Below are 13,002 nucleotides of genomic sequence, written 5' to 3'. Positions count from 1 at the left end.
TGCGTGGATGAAATCTGTCAGATTTCGAATGAATTCATCCACGCATGGCGTGGCTCTACTGTGTCGACCAAGGTCGACACCCACCAAGGCAGAACGCCCTTCCGACAGATCGCGGCAATCTGTCGAAGGCGGAGTGGGTCCGGTTGAGGGGGCGTGAGCCGCATGGATGCGGCGACCGAGCTTACAGGGACGTACTTGCAGCGTCCCCCTCAACCGGACCCACCCCGCCATCCCACGGAATGCCAGCTTTTGACGTTGACGTTGACGTTGCCGGCCAGCGGCCGGCACTACCGCGGGTGCAGGGCGCAGCCCTGCCGGGCAACCCTATACTTCCCGCCGTGAGTACCTTCCCCTCTCTGGTCGCGCTGCAAACCCCGCTGCTGGTCGCCTACAGCGGCGGCTTGGATTCAACCGTGCTGCTGCACTGGCTGTGGCGCTGCACGCAGGCCACCGGCACGCCGCTGCGCGCGGTGCATGTGCACCACGGCCTGCAGGCCAGCGCCGATGCCTGGGTGCAGCACTGCCAGCAGCAGTGCGATGCGCTGGGCATCGAACTGGCCGTGCATCGCGTGCAGGTCGATACCGGCGCGGGCCTGGGCCTGGAAGCCGCGGCGCGACAGGCGCGGCGGGCGGCGTTCAGCGCTGAACTGCGCGAGGGCGAAACCCTGGCCCTGGCCCAGCATCAGGACGACCAGGCCGAAACCTTCCTGCTGCGCGCGCTGCGTGCGTCGGGCATTGATGGCCTGGCGGCAATGAGCGATGACAGCGCGCTGCACGGCCATCGCCTGTGGCGGCCGCTGCTGCACACCGCACGCGGTGCGCTGCACGACTACGCGCGTGCGCAAGCGCTGCGCTGGATCGAAGACCCCAGCAACCACAGCGACGATGCCGACCGCAATTTCCTGCGCCTGCACGTCCTGCCGCTGCTGCGCCAGCGCTGGCCGCACGCGGCGGCGGCGCTGGCCGGCAGTGCCGGGCACTGCGCGCAGACCCGGGCGCTGCTGGACGAGGAGGATGCTGAACTGATCGCGCATCTGGAAGTCGCCCCGCGCGTGCTGTCGCTGGAACTGCTGCGCCAGGTGTCGCCGGCGCGCGCTGCGCGTGTGCTGCGTGCCTGGGTGCGCGCGCACGGCGCCGCACCGCTGCCGGCCACTGTGCTGCAGCAGCTGCAGCAGGAACTGCTGGGCGCGGCCAGCGACCGCCAGGCGCGGGTGCGCTGGCACGACCACGCCATCCAGCAGTGGCGCGACCATGCCTACCTGCTGCCCGCCGTACTGCCCGCGCTGCCAGGCAATTGGCAGGTGGACTGGGATGGACGTGCACCGCTGGCGCTGCCCGACGGTGGCCAGCTGCGGCTGCTGGGCGGGGCAGGTTTCACCCCGCCGCTGCAGGTGCGTGCGCGGCAGGGGGGGGAACGCATCCTGCTGCCGGGCCGCAACCATTCACATGCGTTGAAGGACTGCCTGCAGCGCGAACATCTGGCGCCGTGGCGGCGTGCGCAGTTACCGCTGCTGTTCCAGGACGGGCAGCTGATGGCCGCCGCCGACGTGGTGCTGTCCGCGCCGCTGCAGGCCTGGCTGCAGGCCCACCATGCGCAGTTGCAGTGGCGCCCGGGCGGCTGGTGAATTGACCCCCGCGCGCCTGCCGTCCACACTTGTCGCATGGCCAAGAAGTCCCCCGAAAACGCCTCCCCCGTTGCCCAGTTCGAACATTCGCTCGAATCGCTGGAACAGCTGGTGGAGCAGATGGAAACCGGCGAGCTGAGCCTGGAAGCCTCGCTCAGTGCTTACGAACGTGGCGTCGGTCTGTACCGCCAGTGCCAGCAGGCGCTGGAGCAGGCCGAACTGCGCGTGCGACTGCTCAGCGATCCCGCCCAGCCCGACACCGCCGAACCCTTCGATCCGCCCAGCCATGACGGCTGAGTCGCAGTTCGCGCGCTGGCGCGACCGTATCGAAAGCCAGCTCGACGCCGCCCTGCCCTCGCCGGCGGACGCACCGCAGCGCCTGCACCAGGCGATGCGCTATTCGGTGCTGGGGGGCGGCAAGCGCATGCGCCCGCTGCTGGTCTATGCCAGCGGCCAGGTGTTCGGCGCGCCGCTGGACCAGCTCGATGCCGCGGCGATGGCCGTGGAAATGATCCATGCCTACTCGCTGGTGCATGACGACCTGCCGGCGATGGACGACGACGCCCTGCGTCGTGGCAAGCCCACCACCCATATCGCCTTCGACGAAGCCACCGCGATCCTCGCCGGCGATGCCCTGCAGACCCGTGCCTTCGGCCTGCTGGCCGATGCACCGCTGCCGGCCGGCCTGCGCGTGGCCTGCCTGCAGACCCTGGCCCACGCCTCCGGTGCCGCCGGCATGTGTGGCGGCCAGGCCCTGGACATCGATGCCACCGGCCAGCAGCAGTCGCTGGCAGCGCTGAGCCGCATGCATGCCATGAAGACCGGCGCGCTGATCCGCGCGGCGGTGCGCATGGGCGCGCTGTGCGGCCAGGCCCACGAACCGCAGCTGGCCCAGCTGGACGCCTTCGCCGATGCACTCGGCCTGGCCTTCCAGGTGCGCGATGACATCCTCGATGTGGAAGCCAGCTCCGAACAGCTGGGCAAGACCGCCGGCAAGGACCAGGCCCAGGACAAGAGCACCTTCCCCGCCCTGCTGGGCATGGACGGCGCCAAGGCCCACCTCGGGGAACTGGCGGCGCGCATGCAGGCGGCGCTGGCCGGGTATGGCGAAGAGGCCGACGCGCTGCGCGCGCTGGCGACGCTGGCGGTGGAGCGCGATCACTGATCGCGCCTGCCGGGCAATGCCCGGCGCTTCCGTACGCCGCAAATGGAAACGCCCGGCAATGCCGGGCGTTTCTTTCTGCGTCGTTGATCGTTGCCGCTTACTTGATCAGGCGCAGGGCGAACGGGTAGCGGTAGGCTTCGCCGTTGTTGGCCTTCACTGCAGCGATGATGCTGAAGACCAGGCTGACCAGGCCGACAACCGGGGCCAGGATCGCACCGATCACCACGATGGTCAGGATGATGCAGATCAGCATGGCGATGCTGATGGTGATCTGGAAGTTCAGGGCTTCCTTGGCCTGGTCGGTGACGAAGGCCTTGCCTGCGTCGTCCTTGTTGATCAGCCAGATGATCAGTGCACCGATGAAACCGGTGAAGATGCCCAGCAGGTGCGCAGCCAGCGCCATGGTGCGCTGGTCGGACGGCACGTTGGCCGCTGCCGGCACGTTTTCGAAATCGCTCACGACAAAACTCCTTTTTTTTGGGTGGTCTGGACCGACCGGCTCCGGGCCGGCCGCGTCAGGCGCGCATAGCTTACGCCATCAATGGCATCAATCATTACCGGCGATGGTCATCCGCCCCACCAGGATCGAACCGGTGCGGATATGCGAGCGGGGGTCGACGTCGTTGCCCACCGCTTCGATGGCGCTGAACATCTCCCGCAGGTTGCCGGCGATGGTGATGCCGTCCACCGGGTACTGGATTTCCCCGTTCTCCACCCGGAAGCCGCCGGCCCCGCGCGAATAGTCGCCGGTCACCCCGTTCACGCCCTGCCCCATCAGCTCGGTCACCAGCAGGCCATCGCCCATCTGCCCCGCGATCTCCTGCAGGGAGCCCGCGTTGGCGGCCAGCTGCAGGTTGTGCACGCCACCGGCATTGGCGGTGGTCTGCAGGCCCAGCCTGCGTGCCGAATAGCTGCCCAGCACGTAGCGCTGCAGCACGCCGTCACGGACCAGCGCCGAGGCGCGGGTCGCCACGCCGTCGCCATCGAAGGCCGCCGAACGCAGGCCACGGCGCAGGTGCGGCAGCTCCTCGATCTGCATCCAATCCGGGAATAGGCGCTGGCCAACGCTGTCCAGCAGGAAACTGGCCTGGCGGTACAGGGCGCCGCCGGACACCGCCGACAGCAGGTGACCGACCAGGCTGCGTGCCACTTCCGGGGCGAACAGCACCGGCATGCTGGAAGTGGGCAGCGAACGCGGCTGCAGGCGGGCCACGGTGCGCTCGGCCGCGCGGCGGCCGACGCTGTCGGCTGCTTCCAGGTCCTGCCTGGCCAGGGCGCTGGTGTACCAGCCGTCGCGCTGCATGCCGTCGCCGCTGCCGGCGATCAGAGCGCAGCCGATCGAATGATGGGTACCGCGCTCACGGCCGATGAAACCATGCGAGTTGGCATACACCGACACGCTCTGCATGCTCGACACGGAGGCGCCGTCGGAATTGCGAATCTGTGCATCGGCTTGCCGGCCCGCAGCCTCGCAGGCCAGGGCCAGGTCCACCGCCTCGTCGGCCTGCAGCGCCCAGGGGTGCCAGCTGTCCAGGTCCGGGAAGTCACGGGCCATCAGCGCGGCCTCGGCCAGGCCGGCGGCCGGGTCATCCTCGGTATGGCGGGCGATCGCGCAGGCCTGCTCGACGGTGGCCGCCAAGCTCGCCTCGTTCAGGTCGGCGGTACTGGCACTGCCCTTGCGCTGGCCGAAGTACACGGTCACCGCAATGCCGCGGTCGCGGGTGGACTGTACGGTCTCCACTTCGCCGAGGCGGACATTGACCTCCAGGCCACGGTCCTCGCTGCAGCTGACTTCGGCCTGGCTGGCACCCAGCGCGCGGGCGCGCTCCAGCAGCTGCTGGGAAAGGTCGGCCAGGCGTTCCAGGCGGGCCGGGCTGTCGTCGCCGGAAGCCACTTCAGGGGCGATCACGTTCAATGCTTTATCCTGTGCGGGTTGGGCCCGGCATCACGCCGGGCGACTTTTTTTGAAATCAGGTAGGGACGATGCGCGGACGCGACGAAGAAACCGGTGAATTCCACGACAAGAGCCGCAGCCAGAACCGGCGCGACGCGCTCGACGTGCTGGCCCTGGGCGAAAAGCTGGTGTCGCTGACCCCGGCCCAGCTGGCGCGCCTGCCTGTCCCGGAAGACCTGCTGCCGCATATCGCCGAGTGCAAGCGGATCACCGCCCACATCGCCCACAAGCGGCAGCTGGCGTTCCTGGCCAAGCACATGCGCCGCGAGGAAGACGCCACGCTGGACGCGATCCGCGATGCGCTGGACGCCAACAGTGAAACCGGCCGCCGCGAGGTGGCGATGATGCACCGCGCCGAAGACTGGCGCGAGCGCCTGCTGACCGACGGTGACAAGGCGCTGGCTGCCCTGCTGGATGACTACCCGCAGGCCGACCGCCAGCAGCTGCGCACCCTGGTGCGCAACGCGCAGGCCGAGAAGGCGAAGAACAAGCCGCCGCGCGCCTACCGCGAGATCTTCCAGGTGCTGCGCACGCTGATGCTGCCGGCCGCGCTGGGCCTGAAGGCCGCGGCCGATGAGGCCGACGACGTCCAGACCGACGAAGCCGACGAGGACTGAGTCCCCGCCGGCCCGGGCGGTGGCGCTGGCCATCGCCCGGCTCAGGCCTGGGTACCGCCGACGGTGATGCCCTCGATCAGCAGCGACGGCTGGCCCACGCCCACCGGAACGCTCTGGCCATCCTTGCCGCAGATGCCCACGCCCTCGTCCAGGGCCAGGTCGTTGCCGACCATGCGTACCTTCTGCATGGTTTCCGGGCCATTGCCGATCAGGGTCGCGCCCTTCACCGGCGCGGTGATCCGGCCATCCTCGATCAGGTAGGCCTCGGTGGCCGAGAACACATACTTGCCACTGGTGATGTCGACCTGGCCGCCGCCGAAGTTGACCGCGTACAGGCCCTTCTTCACCGAACGGATCATTTCCTGCGGGTCGTGCTGGCCGGCACGCATGTAGGTGTTGGTCATGCGCGGCATGGTCATGTGCGCGAACGATTCGCGGCGGCCATTGCCGGTCGGCGCCACGCCCATCAGCCGCGCGTTGAGCGAATCCTGCATGTAGCCGACCAGGATGCCGTCCTCGATCAGCGTGGTGCACTGGCTCGGGTGGCCCTCGTCATCGATGTTGAGCGAGCCACGGCGGCCGTCCAGGGTGCCGTCATCGACGATGGTCACGCCGGGGGCGGCCACGCGCTCGCCGATGCGGCCGGCATACACGCTGGTGCCCTTGCGGTTGAAGTCGCCTTCCAGGCCGTGGCCCACCGCTTCATGCAGCAGCACGCCGGGCCAGCCCGGGCCGAGCACCACCGGCATCACGCCGGCCGGCGCCGGTACGGCGTCCAGGTTCACCAGTGCCTGGCGCAGCGCCTCGCGGGCGAAGGCTTCAGGGCGGCCATCGGCGAACAGTTCGGCATAGCCATAGCGGCCACCGCCGCCGGCATAGCCCGATTCACGGCGGCCGTTCTGCTCGACGATCACCTGCACGTTCAAGCGCACCAGCGGGCGCACATCGGCACCCAGCACGCCGTCGGTGCGGGCCACCAGCACGGTGTCCACGCCGCCGGACAGGCTGACCATCACCTGCTTCACGCGCGGGTCGGCCGCACGCAGGTAGCCGTCCAGGCGCTTGAGTACTTCGACCTTGGCCTCGTTGCCCAGGCTGTCGATCGGGTCCAGGGTCGGGTACAGCGCGCGCGCGTTGCCACGCAGCAGCGAGCGCCCGGCCTGGGCGCCGCCCTCGCGCGAGATGGCGCGGGCCGACTGCGCGGCGGTCAGCAGCGCGTCGGCATGGATGTCATCGGAATAGGCGAAGCCGGTCTTCTCGCCGGCGATCGCGCGCACGCCCACGCCTTGTTCGATGGAATGGGCGCCGTCCTTGACGATGCCGTCCTCCACGCTCCAGCTTTCGCGCCGGGCATGCTGGAAGTACAGGTCGCCGAAGTCCACGCCGGGGCCAAGCAGCTGGCCGAAGGTGCGCTCCAGGCCGGCGGTGTCCAGGCCACCGGGGCGCAGCAGGCGGTCCTGGGCAAGCGTCAGTGCGTTATCAGTCATGGTCTTGATCTGGGGGTCTGGAGGCGGCCAGGCAAGGCCGCCTGATGAACAGGGGCCGCGACGCTCAACGCGGGCGCGGCAGGTCGGTGACGGTGGGCGGCACGCCCGGGGCCGGGGCCGGCGCGCGCGGCGGCGCCGGGGCACGGTCGCGGCTGCGCTCGATCACTTCCACCTTGGGCTCTTTCCACGGGCCGGTCACCCGGTAGGTACGCGCGCCGATCTCGCCCAGCGGCTTGGACAATACCGCATTGGTGGCCGCGCCCAGGGCAGCGCCCACCGGGCCACCGGCCACCGCACCGACCACCGTCAGCAGGTTGCCCGCGCGCGGGTTCACGTCGATGGTCTGGTCGAACTGCTGCTGACGCAGGTCGGTCTGGCCGCGGATGGTGATGTTCGCCGCCGGGCCTTCGATCAGCACCTTGTCGGTGCGCGCCATGCCATCGGCGAACTGCATGCCGCCTTCGATATGGTTGAAGGCGAAGCCCTTGGAGAAGAAATCGCGGAAATCGAACATCAGCCGTCGCGGCAGCTGGGCCACGCTGAGCAGGCCGAGCACGCGACCCGCGCCGGGATCCAGTTCCAACAGCTGGCCGTTGCGCGCATCGATGTCCAGCGTGCCCTGCAGGTTGCCCAGCTGGAAATCCGACGGTCCGCCGGCCCAGGCCGCCTGCAGCTGCGCCTGGCCGGAGCCGCCGCGCAGCTGGCCGGCGTAATCCAGGTTCTGCATCAGCCCGCCCAGGTCTTCGCTGCGCACCTGCGCGGTCAGTTCGGTGCGTGCGCCCGCGCCCTTGCCCAGCCAGCGGCCGGTGATGTCGATCTCCTGGTCCGGCGCACGGAACCGCAGCTCGTCCACGTTCAGGCCGTTGCCCAGCGGTCGCGTGCGCAGCACGGCCTGGCCCAGCACCACCTTGCCGAACTTCAGGTCGGCGATGTCCAGTGCGAACGGCGGCAGCTTGGCCGGGTCCATGTCATTGGCCCCGGTCTGCGGCCGGGCGGCTGCAGGTGCGGCCGCCGTGCCCGCGGCCGGCGCTGACGATTGCCAGTGCACGCGGTCGAGCTGGCCACTGATGGTGCCGCCATCGGCGTTGGGCACGCTCAGGCGGCCGGCCAGCGACGGGCCGTCCATGCGCACGTCCAAGGCCTGCGGCCCCGGGTGCAGCTGCAACCGGGTCTTTTCGAAGATGCCACCGATCAGCATCAGCCTGTCGACCTGCACATCCACCGTGCGCAGCGGCATCGGGTCGCCATCGCCGCCCGCGCCACGGGCCAGGCCGATCCATTCCAGCGCGTCCAGGGTCGGGCTGCGGCCGTTGACGGCCAGGCCATTGGGCGGTGGCTCGCGGTCGACGCGATCACTGCCCAGGGTCACCTGCACGCCGGTCTGGTTGTTGTGGCTGCGCGCGGCCAGCGCCAGCCGCTGGCCGAACGCCACATCGATGCGCCCATCGCCCATCGGCAGCTGCGCGGCCACCGTGGTCGCCAGCGGATCGCTGGCCGGCTTGTCCAGCGGCGCCGGCAGGTCCAGGCGGGTACCGACCAGATCCGAACGCAGGCGCAGCTCGCTGGGCGGGGCCGGTGCGCCGGGCGCCACCTTGGGCAGGTTCACCGCGATGGTCCAGGCCGACGTGCCGTGGATATAGGGTTTGAGCCAGGCCATTTCCGGAGCGCGGTCCAGCAGCACGCCGGCATCCAGGCTGGCGGCCAGCTCCGATTCGAAGGCCAGCTTGGGGTCACGTACATCGCCGCCGGCGCGCAGGCTCAGCCGGCCGTCCTGGCCCAGGTGGCGCACGGCCAGATCTTCGGCCGCGAAGCCGCCGTTGCTGTAGCGCGCCTGCCCGCGCATGGCATCGAATTCCAGCTGGAAGCGCTTTTCCACCAGCTTCACCCCGGCCAGGTCCACCGTGCCCTGCAGGTGGCCGCCCCCTTCGTCGTGGTGCAGCGGTTGCAGCAGGTCGAAATGCACGTTGGCCGGCCCACTGGCCACCAGGTTGTCCAGGGTTTCGCCGTATTCCTTGTGCAGGCTGCTCTGCCGCAGCATCGCCAGCAGGCGCCCCGCCTCGCTCTGGCTGTCGGCGCGCACGTACAGCGGCTGCTGGCCGAAATCGGGAATGCCGGCCTCGAACTTCTGCACCGCCACGCCGGCCAGGTCACCCCGGCCCTGCATGTGGAAACCGGGGCCGATGAAGGCGACATCGGCATCCACCTGACTCATCAGCGGCCAGTCGTGCTGGAAGCGGATATCGCCATTGCTGATGTGGCCGGTGGCCTCGAAGCGGCCATCGTTGTTGTCGAAGGGCCAGTCGTCCAGGTCGCCGCTGACCAGGCCGATGCCGCCACGCACCTCGCCGCCGGCCAAGGCCATGTCCAGCCAGTCGGTGGCGCCCTTGCTCATCTTGGAATGGATCCAGAAGCGCTTGGCGGCGGTCATCGGCACATCGTCCAGCTTGGCCGCCAGCTGCAGCCAGGGCCGGGTGCCATCGCCCTGGAACCAGGCCGTGCCGCGCACGTCGGCCGCGTAATCGGTACCTTCCACGCGCATGGCCGGGGTGCCGATGCGCCAGCCGCCACCTTCGTCGCGCCAGCCCACCACCTGCCCGGCCAGGTGCAGGTCGTGACGCACGCCGAAGCCGGTCGGCCAGTCGAACTGCAGCTCGCGCTGCGCCTGCAACTGCAGACTGAAGCCATTGGCATCGCCTTCGAAACGGCCGGCCAGGCCGCGCATGCCCGGCGCATCGCCCACGCTGGCAAAGCCCAGCGACTGCAGTTCGCCCTGCGCCCACAGCGGGCCATCGCGCTCGCCGCGCACCTGTAGCGCCTGCACGTCCAGCTGCGGCTTGGACAGGTACAGCCAGCGGCGCAGGCCTGCATCCAGGCGATCGCTCAACGCCAGCGCGCGCAGCGCGGTGCCGGCCTGGACCGTGCCACTGCTGATCCTCAGCTGTTTGCCGACCTGCACCTGCAGGCCATCCATCTGCTGCTCGCCGGCCTCGCCCTGCAGCCGCAGCCGCGGCACCTGCAAGGCCCAGCCGTCGCCCTGCCGCTGCCAGCGCAGGCGCGCCTGCAGGCGCTGCAGCTGCAGATTCGGCGTGGCCACACCCGGCATCGGCGCCCCCTCGATGCGCACCTGCCGAAGATCCGAATCGGTGGTCAGGGCCACCGGCGCGAAATCACGCAGGGTCAGCCACAGATTGAGCTCGCCCTTGCCCTCGCGCAGGCGCATGCCACCGGCCGCCAGCAGCGGCGACCAGGCCTGGAAATCGACCGGATCGGCGCCCAGCCAGGCCTGGCCGTTGCCGCGCCGGCGGTCCAGGTCCAGCACCGCGGTCAGCGGCAGTGCATCGGTTTTTGCCCAGGCACGCACGCCCACCCGCAGGCGGTCGCCATCCACGCGCAGGCGCAGGTCGATGCGTGGCAGCGTGGCGTCCACGCCCAGGGCTGGTGCACGCACGCTCAGGCGGCCACCGATCACCTGCAGTTCGCCCAGCCGGCGCAGCGCATCCAGCGGATCACCGCCGCTGCTGGACTGCGGCAGCCCACGCACCGTCCAGCGGCCATCAGGGCCCTGTTCCAGGTCCAGCGCCAGGCCGCGCAGGCGCAGTTCGGTCAACGACCGGCCGGGCAGCAGCCCGCTGTACATCGACACCAGTACTTCAGCCTCGCCGATGGCCAGGCCCTGGCCGGCGCCGATGCGCAGGCCCTTGAGCTGCAGCAGCGGGCCACGCCGGGTCCAGGCGGTATCCAGGCGATCAAAGCGCACCGGCTGGCCGGCGCGTTCGCTCAGCCACGCCGCGATGGCCTCGGGGTGGCGTTCGGCCAGCGGCAGCAGCTGGCTGAGCGTGCCCACCAGCACGGCCAGTACAACCAGCCCGACCGCGCACACGGCGATGAAATGACGGCGGATCCTTCGCAGTCGCAGGCGCGGCGGCGCGCTCATCGGCCTCGGCCGGCGTACTGCCGGCGTGGATCAGAGCAGAACGACATCGAACTGTTCCTGCAGGTACTGCTCATCGGCCTGGAAGCGGATGCTCTTGCCTAGGAACTCTTCCAGCTCGGCCACCGCCGCCGATTCCTCGTCGGTGATGCGCGCCACGACCTTGGTCGAGGCGATCACCAGCAGGCGCGCCGCTTCGAACTGGCGCACCGCGCGGGTGATCTCGCGGAAGATCTCGTAGGTCACCGTTTCGGTGGTCTTGATCGAACCACGCCCGCTGCACTGCGGGCAGGTTTCCGACAGCTGCCGTTCCAGGCTTTCGACGGTGCGCTTGCGGGTCATTTCCACCAGGCCCAGCGGCGAGAAGTCGTACACCGTGGTCTTGGCATGGTCGCGGGCCAACGCCTTTTCCAGCGTGCGCAGTACCTGGCGGCGGTGCTCGGCATCATCCATGTCGATGAAGTCGATGATGATGATGCCGCCCAGGTTGCGCAGGCGCAGCTGCCGGGCCACCGCCTGCGCGGCCTCCAGGTTGGTGCGGAACACGGTCTCTTCCAGATTGCGCTGGCCGAGGAACGAACCGGTGTTCACATCGATGGTGGTCATCGCCTCGGTCTGGTCGATGACCAGGTAGCCACCGGACTTCAGCGGCACCTGCTTGTCCAGCGCACGGCCGATCTCGTCCTCCACCCCGAACATGTCGAAGATGGGGCGGTCGCCCGAATACAGCTCCAGCTTCTCGGCCAGCACCGGCATGTACTTGGCCACGAAAGCCTGCAGCTGGGCAAAGGTTTCCTTCGAATCGACCTTCACCTTGTCCACGTCCTTGCGGATCAGGTCGCGCACCGAGCGCAGCGGCAGGCTCAGGTCTTCATAGATGTTGCTGCACGAGGGTGCCTCGCGGCCGCGGCGCTCGACCACGTTCCAGACCCGCGACAGGTAGGCCACGTCCTCGGCGATGGCCTCGGCCGGCTGCCCTTCGGCATTGGTGCGCACGATGTAGCCGTAGCCGCCATGCTGGGCCGACAGCTCGGTCACCAGCGCCTTCAGCCGGGCACGCTCGCCCTCATCCTCGATGCGGGCCGACACGCCCACCACCTTGGACTGCGGCAGCAGCACCATGTAACGCGAGGGAATGCTGATCTGGGTGGTCAGGCGCGCGCCCTTGGTCCCGATCGGGTCCTTCACCACCTGCACCACGATGTCCTGGCCATCCCGCAGCAGCTCGACGATGGGCACGCTGGACGGCGGCGGCAGGGTGGTGTTCTCGGTATCGGCGCTGGCCACCGGGGCCGGCCGCACCACGTCGTTGGCATGCAGGAACGCGGCGCGTTCCAGGCCGACCTCGACGAAGGCCGCCTGCATGCCGGGCATGACCCGCTGCACCTTGCCCTTGTAGATGTTGCCGACCACACCGCGGCGCCAGCCGCGCTCGATGTGCAGTTCCTGCAGCATGCCGTTCTCGATCACCGCGACCCGGGTCTCGCGCGGGGTCACATTGACCAGGATTTCCTCAGACATCGGCAGCCTCCCTGGCGGCATCGGCAATGGGGGCCGGCACGCCGCAGCGCGCCAGCAGACGATCGGTGTGAAGCAGCGGCAACCCCATCACGCCGGAGTAGCTGCCGGAAAGGTGTTCGATCCAGCGCTCGGCCCCGCCCTGGATGGCGTACGCCCCGGCCTTGTCCAGCGGCTCGCCGCTGGCCACGTAGGCGGCGATGTCGGCCGCGCTGATCGCGGCAAAGGTGACCTCGGAAACGACCAGCTCGCTGTCCAGCCCCTCAGCGCCCACCACCACCACGGCGGTCATCACCTGGTGGGTGCGCCCGGCCAGGCGGGCGAGCATGGCCCGCGCGTCGGCCGCGTCGGCCGGCTTGCCGAACACTTCGCCATCGAGCACGACCTCGGTATCCGAGCCCAGTACCCGCGCCTGCGGGTCGTCGGCCAGGACCCGGGACAGCCCGGCGCGCGCCTTGTCGGCAGCGACCCGGCGGACATACTGTTCGGCGCTTTCGGCGGCCGCACGCTGCTCGGGCACCTCCAGGTCGAGGGCCTGGAAGGGGCGTCCGAGTCGGGCCAGCAGCTGGTTGCGTCGGGGGGAGCGGGAAGCGAGATAGAGCATCGGCACAGCATAACCTGAGGCCGCTGCCTGAATCGTCGGCAACCCGTTCCCGAAGGTCTGCAACCCCGAATGGACTCACAGCGCGTTCATCGCTACGACAC

General features: G+C 69.6%; 10 protein-coding genes. 4 read left to right on the top strand and 6 right to left on the bottom strand.

Features of this window, described 5'->3' with window-relative positions; translation table 11 throughout:
• Window positions 1-338 precede the first annotated feature (338 nt).
• From tilS to ACM2ZB_RS21260, 3 genes are read left to right on the top strand one after another with little or no spacing between them, the layout of a single operon-like run.
• Window positions 339-1,625, top strand: a complete 1,287-nt coding sequence (gene tilS, locus ACM2ZB_RS21270; RefSeq protein WP_416056882.1) for a tRNA lysidine(34) synthetase TilS — start codon at window positions 339-341, stop codon at window positions 1,623-1,625.
• 36 nt (window positions 1,626-1,661) lie between these two features.
• On the top strand, window positions 1,662-1,922 hold the full coding sequence (locus ACM2ZB_RS21265; protein WP_313442557.1) for an exodeoxyribonuclease VII small subunit: 261 nt from the start codon (window positions 1,662-1,664) through the stop codon (window positions 1,920-1,922).
• Entirely contained in the window at window positions 1,912-2,790 is an 879-nt protein-coding gene (locus tag ACM2ZB_RS21260; protein WP_416056881.1) for a polyprenyl synthetase family protein, read from the top strand. The genes ACM2ZB_RS21265 and ACM2ZB_RS21260 overlap by 11 nt, the downstream gene beginning before the upstream one ends.
• Window positions 2,791-2,887: 97 nt before the next feature.
• On the opposite strand, the gene ACM2ZB_RS21255 is transcribed toward ACM2ZB_RS21260, so the two are convergent.
• Together ACM2ZB_RS21255 and pmbA are read right to left on the bottom strand one after the other, a co-directional pair.
• The gene (locus ACM2ZB_RS21255) at window positions 2,888-3,250 is read right to left on the bottom strand and encodes a DUF4870 domain-containing protein (protein ID WP_313442561.1); all 363 of its coding nucleotides are present in this window, start codon (window positions 3,248-3,250) and stop codon (window positions 2,888-2,890) included.
• A gap of 87 nt (window positions 3,251-3,337) precedes the next feature.
• Complete coding sequence (pmbA, locus tag ACM2ZB_RS21250; RefSeq protein ID WP_416056880.1) at window positions 3,338-4,705, bottom strand: metalloprotease PmbA; 1,368 nt, start codon at window positions 4,703-4,705, stop codon at window positions 3,338-3,340.
• Between the two features lie 68 nt (window positions 4,706-4,773).
• Between pmbA and yjgA the strand changes: the two genes are divergently transcribed.
• Entirely contained in the window at window positions 4,774-5,361 is a 588-nt protein-coding gene (gene yjgA / locus ACM2ZB_RS21245; RefSeq protein ID WP_416056879.1) for a ribosome biogenesis factor YjgA, read from the top strand.
• A 41-nt stretch (window positions 5,362-5,402) separates the two neighbouring features.
• Here the strand turns inward: yjgA and tldD are convergent, their stop codons facing one another.
• From tldD to ACM2ZB_RS21225, 4 genes are all read right to left on the bottom strand, one after another.
• Entirely contained in the window at window positions 5,403-6,848 is a 1,446-nt protein-coding gene (gene tldD, locus ACM2ZB_RS21240; protein WP_416056878.1) for a metalloprotease TldD, read from the bottom strand.
• Window positions 6,849-6,912: 64 nt separating this feature from the next.
• Window positions 6,913-10,782 (bottom strand): YhdP family protein, encoded by a 3,870-nt coding sequence (locus ACM2ZB_RS21235; RefSeq protein WP_416056877.1) that lies wholly within the window; start codon window positions 10,780-10,782, stop codon window positions 6,913-6,915.
• Window positions 10,783-10,812: 30 nt separating this feature from the next.
• Complete coding sequence (gene rng, locus ACM2ZB_RS21230) at window positions 10,813-12,300, bottom strand: ribonuclease G (RefSeq protein WP_313442574.1); 1,488 nt, start codon at window positions 12,298-12,300, stop codon at window positions 10,813-10,815.
• On the bottom strand, window positions 12,293-12,901 hold the full coding sequence (locus ACM2ZB_RS21225; RefSeq protein WP_313442576.1) for a Maf family nucleotide pyrophosphatase: 609 nt from the start codon (window positions 12,899-12,901) through the stop codon (window positions 12,293-12,295). The genes rng and ACM2ZB_RS21225 overlap by 8 nt, the downstream gene beginning before the upstream one ends.
• Window positions 12,902-13,002: the final 101 nt, after the last annotated feature.

Origin of the sequence: Stenotrophomonas maltophilia (assembly GCF_047782825.1) — a bacterium.
GTDB lineage: Bacteria > Pseudomonadota > Gammaproteobacteria > Xanthomonadales > Xanthomonadaceae > Stenotrophomonas.
Note: the sequence above shows the minus strand (reverse complement) of the source record. Positions and strands in the feature narration are given on the sequence as shown.